12 protein-coding genes are annotated in these 16769 nt (G+C 53.1%); 3 read left to right on the top strand and 9 right to left on the bottom strand.

Annotated elements, in window-relative coordinates:
- Nucleotides 1-250 precede the first annotated feature (250 nt).
- The 3 genes from AC07UY_RS00830 to AC07UY_RS00840 form a co-directional block, all read right to left on the bottom strand.
- Complete coding sequence (locus AC07UY_RS00830; RefSeq protein WP_276293814.1) at nucleotides 251-1219, bottom strand: TerC family protein; 969 nt, start codon at nucleotides 1217-1219, stop codon at nucleotides 251-253.
- Nucleotides 1220-1491: 272 nt separating this feature from the next.
- The gene (locus AC07UY_RS00835) at nucleotides 1492-2490 is read right to left on the bottom strand and encodes a Gfo/Idh/MocA family protein (protein ID WP_494700584.1); all 999 of its coding nucleotides are present in this window, start codon (nucleotides 2488-2490) and stop codon (nucleotides 1492-1494) included.
- Nucleotides 2491-2562: 72 nt separating this feature from the next.
- Entirely contained in the window at nucleotides 2563-3063 is a 501-nt protein-coding gene (locus AC07UY_RS00840; protein ID WP_490469602.1) for a M48 metallopeptidase family protein, read from the bottom strand.
- Nucleotides 3064-3149: 86 nt separating this feature from the next.
- Between AC07UY_RS00840 and rlmG the strand changes: the two genes are divergently transcribed.
- Complete coding sequence (gene rlmG, locus AC07UY_RS00845; RefSeq protein WP_494700585.1) at nucleotides 3150-4286, top strand: 23S rRNA (guanine(1835)-N(2))-methyltransferase RlmG; 1137 nt, start codon at nucleotides 3150-3152, stop codon at nucleotides 4284-4286.
- Nucleotides 4287-4371: 85 nt separating this feature from the next.
- Here rlmG and AC07UY_RS00850 read toward each other — a convergent pair whose 3' ends face one another.
- From AC07UY_RS00850 to ebgR, 5 genes are all read right to left on the bottom strand, one after another.
- The gene (locus AC07UY_RS00850) at nucleotides 4372-6390 is read right to left on the bottom strand and encodes an oxidoreductase (protein ID WP_494700586.1); all 2019 of its coding nucleotides are present in this window, start codon (nucleotides 6388-6390) and stop codon (nucleotides 4372-4374) included.
- 171 nt (nucleotides 6391-6561) lie between these two features.
- Nucleotides 6562-7995, bottom strand: a complete 1434-nt coding sequence (locus AC07UY_RS00855; protein ID WP_203359911.1) for an amino acid permease — start codon at nucleotides 7993-7995, stop codon at nucleotides 6562-6564.
- 59 nt (nucleotides 7996-8054) lie between these two features.
- Nucleotides 8055-8504 carry a beta-galactosidase subunit beta gene (locus AC07UY_RS00860; RefSeq protein ID WP_494700587.1) on the bottom strand — a complete coding sequence of 150 codons (450 nt, stop codon included), beginning with the start codon at nucleotides 8502-8504 and terminating at the stop codon, nucleotides 8055-8057.
- Nucleotides 8501-11593 carry a beta-galactosidase subunit alpha gene (gene ebgA / locus AC07UY_RS00865; RefSeq protein WP_494700588.1) on the bottom strand — a complete coding sequence of 1031 codons (3093 nt, stop codon included), beginning with the start codon at nucleotides 11591-11593 and terminating at the stop codon, nucleotides 8501-8503. The genes AC07UY_RS00860 and ebgA overlap by 4 nt, the downstream gene beginning before the upstream one ends.
- A gap of 207 nt (nucleotides 11594-11800) precedes the next feature.
- Entirely contained in the window at nucleotides 11801-12784 is a 984-nt protein-coding gene (gene ebgR, locus AC07UY_RS00870) for a transcriptional regulator EbgR (RefSeq protein ID WP_276293822.1), read from the bottom strand.
- Nucleotides 12785-13001: 217 nt separating this feature from the next.
- On the opposite strand from ebgR, the gene AC07UY_RS00875 reads away from it, so the two are divergent.
- Nucleotides 13002-13334, top strand: a complete 333-nt coding sequence (locus AC07UY_RS00875; protein ID WP_301702343.1) for a tRNA-binding protein — start codon at nucleotides 13002-13004, stop codon at nucleotides 13332-13334.
- 102 nt (nucleotides 13335-13436) lie between these two features.
- Here the strand turns inward: AC07UY_RS00875 and ygjG are convergent, their stop codons facing one another.
- A complete protein-coding gene (gene ygjG, locus AC07UY_RS00880) occupies nucleotides 13437-14816 on the bottom strand; it encodes a putrescine aminotransferase (RefSeq protein WP_192613541.1) in 1380 nt (459 codons plus the stop codon).
- Nucleotides 14817-15246: 430 nt separating this feature from the next.
- Between ygjG and AC07UY_RS00885 the strand changes: the two genes are divergently transcribed.
- Nucleotides 15247-16767: a methyl-accepting chemotaxis protein gene (locus AC07UY_RS00885; protein ID WP_494700589.1), complete on the top strand. Its 1521-nt coding sequence runs from the start codon at nucleotides 15247-15249 to the stop codon at nucleotides 16765-16767.
- Nucleotides 16768-16769 lie beyond the last annotated feature (2 nt).

Here is a 16769-nt window from a genome sequence, read left to right on the forward strand (position 1 = left end):
AGATTTCCTTAAGTGATATTGCGTCCATCCTGGAACGTACTCTTTGTTACGTTTATGCCCGGATGTAATAAATGTTTGCCTGAGTGAGTATAAGGAAAGATGCGCTCTGGGGAAGCGTAAAATGCTGAAATTTACGTGTCACATCATATTTTTTAACTATTTGTTTACGTATTGCCAGGGGGCGCTACGTTTGTCGGTCTGCGGAACGTATTTTTGCTGGCCCGGCAGGCATACTGCCGGGCCATGGAGGTTACTGCGCTTGCTGTTTCTTATCGTTTTGATGGTTTACCCATGCGTTAACGAGCAGTGTGACGATCAGGATGCCAAACACCACACCTAACGAGATGGCGATAGGAATATGATAGAAGTCGACAATCAGCATCTTGATACCAATGAACACCAGGATTATCGACAAACCATATTTGAGCATTGAGAAGCGCTCCGCGACACCCGCCAGCAGGAAGTACATCGCACGCAGACCCAGAATCGCGAACAGGTTAGAGGTCAGTACAATGAACGGGTCGGTCGTCACGGCAAAGATAGCCGGAATACTGTCGACGGCGAAAATGACGTCGCTCAGTTCAACCAGAATCAGTACCAGCATCAGCGGCGTTGCGAACAGCAGGCCGTTCTTACGCACGAAGAAATGCTCGTTCTCGATGGTGTCGGTCATGCGCAGATGCCCACGTAGCCAGCGAACCACCGGTCTGTCGCCGATGCCGGACGCATCATCTTTCGCCAGCGCCATTTTTACACCGGTAAACAGCAGGAAGGCACCGAACACATACAGCAGCCACTCGAACTGCGCGATCAGCCAGCTTCCGGTAAAGATCATGATGGTACGCAGTACGATCGCACCCAGTACGCCATAGACCAACACCCGACGTTGCAGCGCGGGCGGGACAGAGAAGTAGCTGAAGAGCATCAGCCAGACAAAGACGTTATCCACCGCCAGTGATTTTTCGATCAAATAACCGGTCAGAAACGCCAGCGCCTGCGGATCGGCAACCGCACGTCCTTGCGTTTGAGCCAGATACCACCAGAATACGGCGTTAAACAATAATGAGAGTGTTACCCAGACCAGGGACCAGATTGCCGCCTGCTTCATTGACATCGTATGTGCGCCACGACGCCCCTGTAGCAGAAGATCAATAGCCAGCATAATCACCACAACGACAGCGAATCCACCCCATAACAACGGTGTGCCGACAGTATTCATAAAATTTCCTTACACATAAAAAAACGGCTGACGTCAGAAGACGACAGCCGTTGCTTTTTATATGCATAGACCTCGCCTTCCGGCAAGGTCTCACTTACAACAAAACAGGAATACGACGACGCATTCCTGTTTTGTTGCCCGGTGACCGGATGTGGTTTTTCACACATCGTAATGACGATCCACCGGCAATGAAGTTACTCCCCTTTGCGGGTAACAAAATATGACAGGCCATGCTTCCAGTCAATGGCCTGTTACATCTGTTTTACATTGATTTACGCAGTGGCTGCGGGGTTTTGATCATCCGCCGGGAATAGTACCCCAGTCTGGCGACGAATTTCCGTTTGCAGTTTCGCAGTAATGCGGCTGACTTCCAGAGCGGGATGGTTCACCTCATGCGTTTCAACCAAATGTGCAAAGACCTCTGCCTCATAGAGCATAGTATTAATATGCTGAGGTGCAGTGAGATCCTGCGTCTTCCCGCCGCGTGGAATAAAGCAGACTTTCTGACACTCGGCGATTTTCTCAATCACCAGGGAACCCGCTTCTCCCTGAATTTCGCTGGCCAGCACAGAGTCGCTGACTTTGGAGTGCTGCAAGGTCACGCTGAAATCACCGTAATTCAGCACCACGACGCCATGGGCATCAACGCCGCTTTCCAGCAGGCTGGCAGAAGCCTGCACGCTGCAAGGTTCACCCCAGAGTGCGATGGCGGACGCCAGGCAATAAAAGCCGATATCCATGATCGAGCCATTTGAAAACGCCGGATTAAAGGTGTTGGGGTTTTCACCGTCCAGATAGCGCTGGTAACGCGAGGAGTACTGGCAGTAATTGATAAAGGCCTTACGTACTTTCCCCACCTTCGGCAAGGCTTGTTGTAGCAGCAGGAAATTGGGCAGGCTGGCCGTTTTAAAGGCTTCAAAGAGCACGACCTGATTTTCGCGGGCACAGGCGATAGCCGCTTCAACCTCAGCCAGATTCGATGCCAGCGGCTTCTCGCAAATCACATGTTTTTGGTGACTGAGAAAGAGCCGGGTCTGGGAAAAATGCAGTGAATTTGGGCTGGCAATATAGACCGCATCAATCGCCTCGCTTTTTGCCATGGCGTCCAGCGAGGTAAACAGATGTTCGACGGGATAGTCGTTAGCGAACGTTTGCGCCTGTTCGAGGCTGCGGGAATAGACTGCAGTTAACTTATATTTGCCGGTTTCATGAGCGGCATCGACAAACTGGCGGGTGATCCAGTTTGTGCCAATAACAGCGAAACGTATCATAAACGCCTTCAGGCTCCATAAAGGGATTCTCGCGCCAATGTATCACGCCTTTATGGCAAAGCCAGTGCGCGACTACGCAGTTTCCTTTAACGACAACTGCGTCAGCCACAGGCGGGTATCAAACTCAAGCTGGTGATACTGCGGCTCCATATGACAGCACAACTGGTAGAACGCTTTGTCGTGCTCTTTTTCCTTCAGATGCGCCAGTTCATGGACGACGATCATCCGCAGGAACGGCTCCGGCGCGTTGCGAAAAACCGTGGCGACGCGGATTTCCGCCTTCGCTTTCAGCTTTCCACCCTGGACGCGTGAAACGGCGGTATGCAAACCCAGTGCGTTTTTCAGCACGTGGATCTTATTGTCATACATCACTTTATTGATCGGTGGCGCATTACGCAGAAACTGGCTTTTCAGATCCTGGGTGTACTGCCAGAGCGCCTTATCGGTCGCGAAGCTGTGTGTGCCTGGGTAACGTTTTTCAAGAACGCTGCCCAGCCGCTCTTCGGCAATTAAGGTGCGTACCTGGGAAAGTAAATTCTCCGGATAGCCCTGCAGATAACTAAGATTGCTCATCAACAACGCCCCAACTGAATAATAAAAAGGTATACTCACGCACCCTTTTCAGGGATAACGCCAAATTTTACCACTCAGGAGGGCCGATGAGCCACTTAGACAACGGTTTCCGTTCACTCAATCTTAAACGTTTCCCGGAAACGGACGACGTTAACCCGCTTCAGGCGTGGGAAGCGGCGGATGAATATCTGCTGCAACAGTTGGATGACACTGAAATTGTCGGTCCGGTTCTGATCCTGAATGATACCTTCGGAGCACTGGGTTGCGCGCTGGCTGAACACACGCCTTACAGCATCGGTGATTCCTATTTAAGCGAACTCGCGACGCGCGAAAACCTGCGTCACAACGAGATTGCGGAATCCAGCGTCAAGTTTCTCGACAGCACGGCACAATATCCGCAGGCACCGGGCGTTGTGCTGATTAAAATTCCTAAAACGCTGGCCCTGCTGGAACAGCAACTGCGCGCACTGCGTCAGGTGGTCACCCCAGAAACGCGGATTATTGCGGGTGCTAAAGCGCGTGATATTCACAACTCCACGCTTGAGCTGTTCGAAAAAGTGCTGGGCCCAACGACCACCACGCTGGCCTGGAAAAAGGCGCGTCTGATCAACCCAACGTTCACGAAGCCCGAACTTGCCGATGCACCAGAGACGCTGAGCTGGAAGCTGGACGGAACCAACTGGACCATTCACAACCATGCCAACGTCTTCTCGCGCACGGGGCTGGATATCGGTGCCCGTTTCTTTATTGAGAATTTGCCCGACAATCTGGAAGGGGAGATCGTGGATCTCGGATGTGGCAACGGGGTGATTGGTCTGACGCTGCTGGAGAAAAACCCGGAAGCCAGCGTCATCTTTACCGATGAATCGCCGATGGCCGTGGCGTCCAGTCGTCTGAACGTAGAAACCAACATGCCTGAAAACCTGGATCGCTGCGAGTTTATGATTAACAACGCCCTATCAGGCGTGGAGCCTTTCCGCTTCAACGCGGTCATTTGTAATCCGCCGTTCCACCAGAAGCATGCCCTGACGGATAACGTCGCTTGGGAGATGTTCCATCACGCGCGTCGTTGCCTGAAGATCAACGGCGAGCTGTATATTGTGGCGAACCGTCACCTCGACTATTTCCACAAACTGAAGAAGATCTTCGGGAACTGCGAAACCATCGCCACCAACAATAAATTCGTGGTGCTGAAGGCGGTGAAACTGGGCCGTCGTCGCTAAACTATTGTTTGCCGGGCGGCGCTTCGCTTGCTCCGGCCTACGAGGTTTTGTAGGCCCGGTAAGCGTAGCGCCACCGGGCAATAGGTTAAATTTCCAGCGCTAGCTTTGTGCCCTGCGCAATGGCTCGCCGGGCATCCAGCTCCATTGCCACATCGCATCCACCAATCAAATGCACCACTTTACCTGCTGCGTGCAACGGATCGGCCAGTTCGCGTCTTGGATCCTGCCCGGCGCAAATCACCACGTTGTCGACGGCCAGAAGTTGCGGCTCGCCGTTGATCAATACGTGTAACCCTTCATCATCGATCTTCTGATAACTGACCGCCGGGATCATTTTTACCCCGCGAGAGAGCAGGGTCGTGCGGTGGATCCACCCCGTTGTTTTCCCCAACCCCTGACCGGGTTTGCTGGCCTTACGTTGCAGCATCACGATTTGTCGCGGACTGCGTGATAAATGCGGGCCTTCCGGGCGCAGGCCGCCCGCCTGTTGCAGGCTGGTGTCGATACCCCACTCCACGCAAAACTCGGCAATGCTCTGACTGGTGGGATCGCCTGGCTGACTCAGGTACATGGCGGTATCAAAACCGATCCCGCCGCAACCAACAATGGCCACGCGCTTCCCGACCGGGGCTTTGTCGCGCAAGACGTCAAGATAGGTCAGTACTTTCGGATGATCGATACCGGCGATCGGCGGTTTACGCGGTTCGATCCCACTGGCGAGGATCACTTCATCAAAGGACTGAAGGGCGTCGGCGCTCACGAACTGATTCAGTTTCAGCGTGACGCCAGTGACGTCGATCATTCGGCGGTAATAGCGCAGCGTTTCATAAAATTCTTCTTTGCCGGGGATCTGTTTGGCAATGTTAAATTGCCCGCCGATCTCGGCGTTGGCATCAAACAGGGTGACAGCATGACCACGCGCGGCGGCGTTGATCGCAAAAGCAAGACCTGCTGGCCCGGCCCCTACCACCGCCAGTTGTTTCTTCACCACCGCCGGCAAGACAGGCATTTTTGTTTCGTGGCAGGCGCGTGGGTTTACCAGGCATGAAGTGACTTTGCCAACGAAGATCTGATCCAGGCACGCCTGGTTACAACCGATGCAGGTGTTGATCTCATCGGCACGTCCGGACTGCGCCTTTGAAAGCAGTTCGGCGTCGGCGAGGAACGGACGCGCCATCGACACCATATCGGCATCGCCACGGGCCAGAATATCGTCGGCCACCTGCGGATCGTTGATGCGGTTGGTGGTGACCAGCGGGATTGTCACGAGACCTTTCAGCTTGCGGGTTACCCAGCTAAATGCACCGCGCGGGACCGGCGTGGCGATGGTAGGAATGCGGGCTTCATGCCAGCCGATGCCCGTGTTAATGATCGTTGCGCCTGCGGCTTCAATGGCCTGCGCCAGCTGTACGGTTTCCTCAAAGGTGCCGCCGTTTTCCACCAAATCCAGCATCGACAGGCGATAGATAATGATGAAATCGTTGCCGACGCGCTGGCGTACTGCCCGCACGACTTCTACAGCAAAACGCATACGGTTGACATAGTCGCCGCCCCATTGGTCCTGGCGTTGGTTGGTGCGTACGGTGAGAAACTCGTTAATCAGATACCCTTCAGAGCCCATCACCTCCACGCCGTCGTATCCTGCTTCGCGCGCCAGTTGTGCGCAGCGCGCGAAGTCGTCAATCAGTTGCAGGATCTCGTCATGGGTCAGCTCATGAGGCGTAAAGCGGTTTATCGGCGCCTGTAGCGCGGAGGGCGCCACCAGGTGCGGTTGGTAGCTGTAACGCCCGGTATGCAGGATCTGAAGGGCGATTTTACCGCCTTCATCATGAACCGCATCGGTGATGGTGCGATGGAATGGTAATTGCCTGGCGTCATTCAGCGTTGCGCCGCCTTCCATTCCCACGCCGGAGAGCGCAGGGGCGATACCGCCGCTGACAATCAGCGCGACGCCATGCTTCGCACGCTCGGCGTAGAAGGCCGCCAGACGTTGTGCGCCGTCGGGATACTCCTCAAGGCCGGTATGCATTGAACCCATTAGCACGCGGTTTTTAAGCTGGGTAAAGCCCAGGTCGAGTGGGGCGAACAGCGACGGATAGCTCATAAGGGTGTCCATTATGTAAAATTATTGTTATGTGGTCGGATGAGTTCTAATTTAGCTGTCGGCGCGCAAAAGGGAAAAGAGGAATGTAATGATTGTGATGGGATTCAAAAAAGATGCTCCCCCCGAAGGGAGAGCGAACCGGAGATGGTGCTTTTTTTAGTGTGCTGGTCGTTACTGAATGTTTGAAGCGGGGGCGGCTTCGATTGCTTGCTCTTCTTTGGTTAACCCTTTTATGTACCTGCTGTATTTCCACCAGGCAAAACCGAGGAAGATAACAATGCCACCCACGTTATAAAAAATAATGGTCATGATGTTCCCGCCGGTAGGGAACGTAGAGGCGATAAATCCGACGGTAAAAAGCGCAATCAGCATGGAAACCACAATAATGCCGGTGCGTTGTGATCCCATGCGGAAGTCGCGCGGTAAATGATCCAGTTTTACCCGCAGATTCAGATAAGCCAGCATAATAAACAGCGGCGGCAGCATGGAGGCAGCGGCAGTCATATTAATGATGGTGTTCATAAGATCCTGCACGGTATTGGAGCCGAGCATTGGGATGATCATCAGCGGAATAACAATCAGATACTGGATCCAGGCGGCTCGCGCCGGTACGCCGTTCTCATTCAGCGAGACGGTTTTCTTGCCGAAAATGCCTTCCGGGATCTCAGAGAAGAAAATTTTCACCGGCGTTGCGGTCCACATCAGCAAGGAGCCGAACATGGCGGTAAAGGAGACCAGACCGACAAAACGATTGACGATGAGTTCTGGCAGACCGAAATACGCGGCCAGGCCGTGGAATACCTGCACAGAGCCGCCGGTAAACTTCAGCTCTTTGCTGCTGACAAAGACGTTGATCAGCACCGATGAAATGGAATACAGAACGCCGATAAAGATCCCGGCAATAATGATCACTTTTACGAACGATTTCGAACCGCCTTTGACGTCGTTAACGTAAACGGCGACGGATTCTGCACCGCCTGCGGCCATGAAGATCCAGGTGGTAATGCCGAGGAATGCCCAGTTGAAATTCGGGATCATCGCATCAACGGTAATTGGATCGGCTGGCTGGACACCACCAACCAGCGCGGTGCCTGCCAGTAAAATGTAGGACAAGGTGAGCAACAGCATCAGCGTGGACGTGACTGAAGTGATGGGACCCAGCATTTTCGCCCCGTTAGTGGAGACCCAGGTCGAGAAGGCGAACAGCACCATACTCAGGACGGTGGTCGCAATCGGCGTCAGAATATATTCGTAGCCGAGAAACGCGTAAGAGGCATAGGCAATAACGCGCGGCAGCAGCGAAGTGAAAAAGAACAGATTGACGAACCAGTAGGTGTAGGCGGTAATAAACGCCCAGCGACCGCCCAACGAACTTTTTACCCACGCATAAACCCCGGCCTCTGAGTTCTTATTCAGCGAGACAAATTCCGCGATGATTAAGCAGAAGGGAATAAAATAAAAAATCGTGGCCAGGAAAAACATCGGTGCGGATGCCAGCCCAAGCTCAATATTATTATTGATGACGTTATTGAAACTATAAACGGCGGCAAACGTGAGTGACAGTAAACCGAATTTACCGATTGTATTACGTTTGGTATCAGACATAACACATCTCCGAACATTTGTAGGGTAGGGCGATACCATTCTGACATCGCCCGTTTTTTTTATTTGTTATGGAAGTAACCGTCTTCGATGGTTACTCTGAGGACAACTTTCTTGACTGCGTTATTGCAAATAAAACGGTAAGCCTCATGGTTATCACAAATAACCATCTGGCCTTCATGCACTTCGACGGTTTGTCCACACCCTTTCAGGTATTCGCGATCGGTTTCATCACGGTAATATTCAACAATTTGCAATTCATCCTTGGGCGCAAATTCAATTTTTTGCTGTCCCTGTAAGTAATAATGCACGTCAAAATAACGACGATGCCCGGTAAATAGCGCATCGGTGGCTGAATCGGTTTCCACGCGATAACTGAGCGAATCGCCGATGGAATGGGCGACACCGGGTCGAATGTTATCAATATTTTCGATCGCTTCGACGCAGCGCTGCCATTTCCGACCGGAGGCGTAGAGTTGTCGGAACTGTTCTAAGTTATCGAGGATTCTCATTTTTCATTCTCGCTGTGCAAATTCGTGGAAAAGAAACCCGCGCCAAAGGCGTGACAAGCGTAGGTCTGAGCGGTGGTTTCTCCGCCAGAAACCGGCAGCAATGTAAAGCCGTAGTGGAAAGGTCTGAACCAGACCCGCCAGCTATCAAGCACTTCGCTTCCCCAGGAGTTGGAGCCAAGCCCGAGCAGCTGGTGGTCCAGATTCAGCGTGATGTCATCGCGACGCTGCAACTCATTACAATGCTGTGCGGAATGAATATCCTCTGGCGTGTAGTGCCAGGCGCTAAAGTTGATCGGCTGTTGCGGCACAACCAGCAGGCCATTGCCGTGACGATTGGTCAGCGCAGCCCAGCGCACATGCTGGCGGTTGCCGTTGTTTTGCGGGAAGGGATAGTTCTCGAACATCTCATCCACGGTGGCACGCCAGATGTCGATGATATTGGCCTGCTGACTGTCGGCGTAGTTTTCACCCGGCCCACGGCCATACCAGGCGACCTGATCGAGCGCGCCGTTGATGCCCAACGTGAAACCGATGCACGGAATAATGTGCGGGTACTCGCCGTAACGCTCGCCCGAAAGCTCGACATTCACCTGGCCGTCTGCCGCAATGCGCCAGCGATAGGTGCAGCGCATCCCGAAATCAAACACCGGCGGCGCGATGATGGTGCGACTGGTGATAAGAATTGCGTCGTCAGCCTGTTCAATGGCGAAATCGCGCAGATGCTCCTGCATGATCTGCAGATGGTTCGGTTGCCAGAGACCCTCAAACTCCTGTTTGTGGTTATCAATCATCGGTTTGAAGAAGTTAATCTTCGGCTCGCGGGTGATCAGCTCCTCACCGTTAACCTGCCAGGAGGTGGGTTTTCCATTCAGCTTTGAGAAGGTCAGCGCGAAGTTAAAACCACCAACGGTACAGTGCTGTCGATCTTCCTCCAGAGTCAGAGGACGCGCATTTTTCTGGCTGAACGGCACCGGTGCGGTGGTGCGGGCCTTCAGCGGGAACTGGTAAGTGGCGATGTGATGTCCGGCGTCGCTGTAGAGCGTGCGGGAATCTTTCGTCACGGTGATATTGAGGAACGCTTCGCGGGCGTCCAGCGTCGGCAGCGCGCATGTCACGAGCGCGTCACTGTCTGGCGCGACACCGTGCAGTTTGATGCTCTGTGTGGAGAGCGTTTCGCCTTCTGCGCGAACATCAATGTGCAGGGTGTAATCGTCGAGGGGGGTAAACCACAGCTTATTTTCCACCCGCAGTTCGCCGCGCGCCAGATCCACCGCGTGAATTTTCACCGGCGCGATGACCTGTTTGTACTCTTTCAAACCCGGCCCCGGTGTTTGATCGGAATAAATCAGACCGTCGAGACAGAAGTTGTAGTTGTTCGGGTAATCACCGTAATCACCGCCGAATTTGTACCAGACGTTACCGTCGTCATCTTTTGCCTGAATGCCGTGATCGCACCATTCCCAGACATAGTGGCCCTGGATGCAGTCATGCTGGTAAAAAACGTTTTGATACTCCGTCAGTCCGCCAGGGCCGTTGCCCATTGCGTGGGCGTATTCGCAGATAATGCGCGGCTTGGGATGAGGATACTCACCAAATTCGTTCATCAGCGGTACACGGGTGTACATGGTGGAGATGATATCCACGATTTCCGCGTCGCGATCTTCTTCGTAATGAATCAGTCGTGTGTCGTCCAGCGCTTTGGCGGCGTGGTACATGGCGCGGATATTACAGCCGTATCCGGACTCGTTACCGAGTGACCAGATGATGATCGAAGGGTGGTTTTTCTGCGCGTGGACGTGGCGCACAATGCGCTCGACATACACGTGCTCCCAGGCCGGATCGTCGGTGATCTGGCTGATATTGCCGACGTTGGCAAATCCATGCGATTCGACATCGGTTTCCGCCATCACAAACAGGCCATAGATATCGCACAGTTCGTAAAAACGGGGATCGTTAGGATAATGTGCGGTACGGACCGAGTTGATGTTGTGCTGCTTCATCAGCAGCAGATCTTTTTCGACGCGATCCATCCCGACCGCGCGGCCTTTGAGATGATCATTATCGTGACGGTTGACGCCGTGCAGCATCACATAGCGGTTGTTTATGTAAAACAGCCCGTCGCGGACTTTAATGTCGCGGAACCCGACGCGCTGTGGCACCACTTCCAGGATATTACCGTTGGCGTCTTTCAGCACCATCACCAGATGGTAGAGATACGGCGACTCTGCGGACCACTGTTGTGGCGCGTTCACTTCAATCGCAAAATCAGCGTGGGTGAGCTCGTCTACGTTTAGCGTTTCGATAACGCCAGTGTGAACGACGCTCTCGCCGTCAAACAGCGTATATTCCAGCGAGGTGAGCGCAGGGACGGAAGCCAGGTTTTCCAGCGTCATCTGACAGCTCAGCTTGGCGTCGCGGTAGTTGTCGTGAAAATCGGTACGGACGGTAAAATCCTGAATGTGGGTTGCATGCTTACCGACCAGATAAACGTCGCGGAAGATCCCCGCAGACCACCACATATCCTGATCTTCAATATAGGTGGAGTCCGCCCACTGCATGACCCGCACGCACAGCAGGTTGTCGCCTGTTGTGGCGACTGCGCTAATATCGAACTCTGCTGTCAGACGACTGCCTTTGCTGAACCCAACATAATGGCCGTTAACGTAGACTTCGAAATAGGTTTCGACACCGTCAAACTTGATAATCGTCTGCTTGTCTTTCCAGTCTTCGCTAAGGGTAAAAATACGCTGGTATGCGCCAGTGGGGTTATCGCTGGGAACATAAGGCACATCGATCGGGAACGGGAACCCTTCGTCGGTGTACTGGAGCTTTCCGTGGCCTTCCATCTGCCACATGCCGGGAACCGTAATAGACCCCCAGTCATTCATATACTCAGTGGTAAACGCGTCCGGTACCTGCAGCGGATGGTCAAAGAACTGGAAGTTCCACTGACCGCTCAACGGCAAAAAGTAGCTGCTGGTTTCGCGAACAAATGAGCGAGCCTGGGCAACCGAATCATAAGAAAAAAAGTACGCACGTGGCGCCAGTCGATTTTCGTGGGTGAGCTGAATGTTTTCCCAGCGATTCATAGGGCCTCCCGGTGGAGAGAAATCGGAACCATTCATGTAGATGGTGAGTAAGTGTTATTGGAGGTGATTTTAGTAAAAGTTTTACTAAAATATAGTAATAAAAATGATTAACTTTAACTTGATCACAAAACCAGCGTGTAAGCCGACTGCGGATGAATGAAAATGCGCGCCCGGCGTGCTGAGTCGCCAGGCGGGAGAAAAGGGGGATTAGCGGGTGGTGCCGCGCAGCTTTAACTTGCTGGGAACGAAGACTAAAAGCGGGAGTGCGCGCCCGTCGCGGGCTTTTTCATACAACAGGTTGACGCCCTGGCTGCCCATCATTTCGGAATGAATACGTACGGTGGAAAGCGGAGGAAAGGTAAACCGCGCGGTTGGGATGTCGTTTACGCTGATCAGTGAAATGTCGCGGGGAATCTCCAGTCCGCGTTCATGGATGGCACGCAGCACGCCAATGGCGATAGAGTCGGAGGCGACAAACAGCGCGCTGGGGAAATCGTCTTTGGCCAGCATCTGTTTTGCCAACTTATATCCCGATGAGCTGGAGAAGCCGCCGCGCCAGATATCCTCTTCACGGACAACCTTCTTCAGGCGGCCATATTCCACAAATGCCGCTTCGCGGATATCCGCTTTGCCGGGTTCATCTTCTCCGCCAATAAAGCCGATACGGTTCATGCCCTGCGCGATGAAAAAGTCGATAATTTCTTTGCTTATCCGCGCCAGGTCGATATCAATGGCGTCATATTCGCTGCTGGATTCATGAAAGTCGATAAAGCAGATATTGTCAGTTAACGCCGTTGCCGCGTCACGCAGTTCGGTAGAGGGTTTACCGACGATCAAAATGCCCGTGATGTTCCTGATTTCCGGCAGTCCGCTGTGCTCATAGCAGTTGGTCAGCTCGATCCCGAGTTTTTCGCATTGCGTTTCAATCCCGTGACGGATCGCGAGATAGTAAGGATCGTTAATCTCCAGCTCCTGCTGGTAGCTGTAGATCGCCAGAATATGTTGCAGACTCACCGTGGCAGACTGGCTCTTACGGGCGCTGCTGGTTTTGTACTCCAGCTTCTCCGCAATCTCCAGAATGCGATGTTTGGTCTCTTCTTTGACATTCAGCGTGGGGTCATCGTTTAAAACCCGCGACACGGTCGCCAGGGATACGCCAGCTTCGAGTGCAATATCTTTAAGTGTTGCCATAATTACCTTTTTCGACTTTTCCCTGAGTAGCGTTTTCATTGTAAAGGAAGTGCTTATCTATTCATCTGTTTTCAGTAAATAAAGCGTGTTTATTTGACTCGCACGGGGTAAATCCTTGCCTGAAGAGTGTGATCAGCGCGTCATTTTCCCTTATTTCAGCGAAGTGAAAGGAAAACATTTTGCTATGATTTAGTAAATTTTTACTAACGGAGGAAAAATGGATACTGTCGCATTTGAGGAGTTCGCCCGACTGGAAATACGGGTTGGAAAAATTGTCCAGGTTAAGCGCCATGAAAACGCCGATAAGCTTTATATCGTTCAGGTCGATGTTGGCGAGCGGACGTTGCAAACCGTCACCAGCCTGGTGCCTTACTACAGTGAGGAGGAACTGACAGGGAAAACGGTGGTGGTGCTGTGTAATCTCGCCAAAGCCAAAATGCGCGGCGAAACCTCGGAGTGCATGTTGCTTTGCGCCGAAACCGACGATGGTAGCGAAAGCGTCCTGTTGACGCCGGAACGTGTGATGCCCGCCGGTGTGCGGATTGTGTGAGTGCTGTGAACAGGCCGGATGGCGATGCTAACGCATCTTATCCGGCCTACGGTGCGGTGCCTGCGTAGGCCGGTTAAGAACGTCGCTGCCATCCGGCATCTGTCACACTTGCTCCACGCTGACGCGCATGGCCGCCAACGCTTTGCGAGTCGCTTTGAGTACCAGTTCACACTGCTCAATAGTCAGCGTGAGCGGCGGTTCGATACGAATCGTTTTCGCGTTGTTGAGCGTTCCGGCAACCAGTACGCGCTGGCGGAACATCTCGCTGGCAAAGTTGTAGCCGATCTCGTTATCGACAAACTCAATCGCCATCAGCATCCCTTTCCCACGCGCTTCCTGGATCAGATCCGGATATTCCCGACCCAACTGGCGGAAACCGTCCAGCAGAATGTCGCCTTTCTGTTCCGCCTGAGCCGGTAAGTTCTGCTCCAGCAGCACGTTAATGGTGGCCAACGCCGCCGCACAGGCCAGCGGGTTACCGCCAAACGTCGTGGTATGCAGGAAGGGGTTGTCGAATAACACCGAAAACACTTCTTCGGTTGCGATAGTGGCGCCAATCGGCATCACACCGCCCCCCAGCGCTTTTGCCAGGCACAGAATGTCGGGTTGCACATTCTCATGCTCACAGGCGAACATTTTGCCGGTGCGTCCCATCCCGGTCTGCACTTCATCCAGAATCATCAACGCGCCGAACTCATCGCAGAGTTTACGTACGGCGGTCAGATAACCTGGCGGCGGCAGGATCACCCCGCCTTCGCCCTGGATCGGTTCCAGAATGACGGCGGCCACATCATCACCGGTTTTTTTACACTCGCTAAGCGCGGTACGCATGGCCTCAACGTTACCAAAAGGCACATGACGGAACCCCGGCAGCAGCGGCATAAACGGTTTACGGAAGGTGGATTTTGCCGTAGCGGATAGTGCGCCCAGCGATTTTCCGTGGAACGCGCCGCTGGTGGCGATGAAGGTATATTTGCCACGCGGTGACTGATACGCCTTCGCCAGTTTCAGCGCGGCCTCCACAGACTCTGTTCCACTGTTACAGAAGAAGCTGTATTTCAGTTTACCGGGCGCCAGTGCGGCGAGTGTTTTCGCCAGCATGGCACGAAGCGGGTCAAGTAATTCCTGACTATGCAATGGTTGTTTCGCGAGTTGATTCTGTACGGCGGAAACCACAACTGGATTACGGTGCCCCACGTTGAAAATTCCAAAACCACCCAGGCAATCAACAAACTCCTGTCCCTGAGTGTCGACAAGCGTATTCAGACCTCCTGCTTGCCACTCTACGGCTCCGTAATCCCCGCCTGCAGTCACAGATTTTCGGTACTCTAAAAACCCCGGATTGACGTGCTCTTTGAAATACTCAATCACCTCTCGGTTCAGTGCTTTCATCTCCTCATGATCAAGCGTTCGCTTCTCAATGAGATTCAGTGCGTGCGCGCTGCAGGCTAAGGCTGAGGCGCTGGAAGGTAACCTGTTCAAAATGTGCTCCCGGGGATCGCGTATCACATGATACCGATTTAAGTATTGCAGGGATTGCGCCATCCCGAAGGCGTTCATGAAAATCGGGATAAACACCAGGAATAATCGCATTTACGCAACATTTAATCTTATTTGTTAACAATCGAGACGGCATAACCGACTTTACGTACGCAGATGCGCCCATTTTTACCCGCAAAACGCCCCGAAAAAGTGCAAAAAACGCCCAAAAATAGGGCGGAGGATTCAGCACGGCTTGATAGTTACGCAATGAAAGTAATTTAAATCAATGGATTAGATTGCGTACAAATATTGAGGTTTAATCGCAAATTGCGATCTAAATCAATTTTAACAACTAAAGATAAATCGATTAGCGCCGAAATAACATCTGACAGAAAAGTTAACATCAAAATAACCTGCATAGGACGCGATCATGTCTTCTCATCTCTACGTCAGCCAGAAAAGCATTCCACTGGACGACGATACGACCCTCATGTCCACGACTGACTTACACAGCTATATCACGCATGCGAATGACACCTTCGTGCAGGTGAGCGGCTATTCGTTGAGCGAACTCCAGGCGCAGCCGCATAACCTTGTGCGTCATCCAGATATGCCGAAAGCGGCATTTGCGGATATGTGGTACACCCTGCAACAAGGGGAACCGTGGAGCGGCATCGTTAAAAATCGCTGCAAGAATGGCGATCACTACTGGATCCGCGCCAATGCGGTGCCGATGGTTCGCGAGGGAAAAGTGACCGGGTATATGTCCATTCGTATCCGCGCGACGGAAGATGAAATTGCGGCGGTTGAGCCGTTGTATCACGCTCTGAAGGAAGGGCGCTGCCGTAAACGCCTCCACAAGGGGCTGGTGGTGCGTAAGGGCTGGTTAGGCAAACTTCCGGCGCTCCCCATCCGCTGGCGGGTACGTTGTGTGATGGCGTTTATCTTCGCGGTACTGGCGGCGAGCCTGATGCAGCAAAATGCGCCCGTGACGTCGCTCATGATCGGCGCGCTGACCATGCTGCTGGGGACGGCGATGTTTGAGTGGCAAATTGTGCGTCCGATTGAAAATGTGGCCCGGCAGGCGTTAAAGGTGGCGACAGGGGATCGTAACAGTGTGACGCATCTGAATCGCAGCGACGAGTTGGGTTTGACGCTGCGGGCTGTGGGTCAGCTCGGGTTGATGTGTCGCTGGCTCATTAATGATGTCTCAAGCCAGGTTTCCAGCGTCAGAAATGGCAGTGAAACTCTGGCGAAAGGGAACGACGATCTGAACAAACACACCCGCCAGACGGTGGAAAATGTGCAGCAAACTGTAACGACCATGAACCAGATGGCGGAGTCGGTGAAGAAAAATACTGCCACCGCATCCGCTGCCGACAAACTTTCCATCGCGGCCAGCGGTGCGGCAACTCAGGGTGGGGAAGCGATGGAGACCGTCATCAAAACGATGGATGACATTGCCGACAGTACGCAACGGATCGGCACGATCACCGCACTCATTAACGATATCGCGTTTCAGACCAATATTCTGGCGCTGAATGCCGCAGTCGAAGCTGCACGAGCTGGTGAACAGGGCAAAGGATTCGCCGTCGTCGCCGGAGAGGTTCGCCACCTTGCCAGCCGAAGCGCCAGCGCGGCGAACGATATTCGTAAGCTAATTGATGCCAGTGCTTCACGGGTGCAGTCCGGCTCAGAACAGGTTCATGCGGCAGGAAGGACGATGGATGACATTGTGGCGCAGGTGCAAAATGTGACCCAGCTCATCGCCCAAATCAGTCATTCGACACTGGAGCAGTCGGACGGGCTTTCCAGCCTGACGCTGGCGGTGGATGAGTTAAATAACATCACGCATAAGAATGCCGAACTGGTGGAAGAGAGCGCCAGAGTTTCAGCAATGGTGAGACACCGCGCCAGCCGTCTGGAAGATGCCGTCACGGTTCTGCATTGAGT

The organism is Citrobacter sp. GW821-FHT02E08 (assembly GCF_059421685.1).

Bases quoted from the DNA above. Each gene is read 5' to 3' on its own strand.
- AC07UY_RS00830 (WP_276293814.1), bottom strand. From the start codon at position 1,219: ATGAATACTGTCGGCACACCGTTGTTATGGGGTGGATTCGCTGTCGTT.
- AC07UY_RS00835 (WP_494700584.1), bottom strand. From the start codon at position 2,490: ATGATACGTTTCGCTGTTATTGGCACAAACTGGATCACCCGCCAGTTT.
- AC07UY_RS00840 (WP_490469602.1), bottom strand. From the start codon at position 3,063: ATGAGCAATCTTAGTTATCTGCAGGGCTATCCGGAGAATTTACTTTCC.
- rlmG (WP_494700585.1), top strand. From the start codon at position 3,150: ATGAGCCACTTAGACAACGGTTTCCGTTCACTCAATCTTAAACGTTTC.
- AC07UY_RS00850 (WP_494700586.1), bottom strand. From the start codon at position 6,390: ATGAGCTATCCGTCGCTGTTCGCCCCACTCGACCTGGGCTTTACCCAG.
- AC07UY_RS00855 (WP_203359911.1), bottom strand. From the start codon at position 7,995: ATGTCTGATACCAAACGTAATACAATCGGTAAATTCGGTTTACTGTCA.
- AC07UY_RS00860 (WP_494700587.1), bottom strand. From the start codon at position 8,504: ATGAGAATCCTCGATAACTTAGAACAGTTCCGACAACTCTACGCCTCC.
- ebgA (WP_494700588.1), bottom strand. From the start codon at position 11,593: ATGAATCGCTGGGAAAACATTCAGCTCACCCACGAAAATCGACTGGCG.
- ebgR (WP_276293822.1), bottom strand. From the start codon at position 12,784: ATGGCAACACTTAAAGATATTGCACTCGAAGCTGGCGTATCCCTGGCG.
- AC07UY_RS00875 (WP_301702343.1), top strand. From the start codon at position 13,002: ATGGATACTGTCGCATTTGAGGAGTTCGCCCGACTGGAAATACGGGTT.
- AC07UY_RS00885 (WP_494700589.1), top strand. From the start codon at position 15,247: ATGTCTTCTCATCTCTACGTCAGCCAGAAAAGCATTCCACTGGACGAC.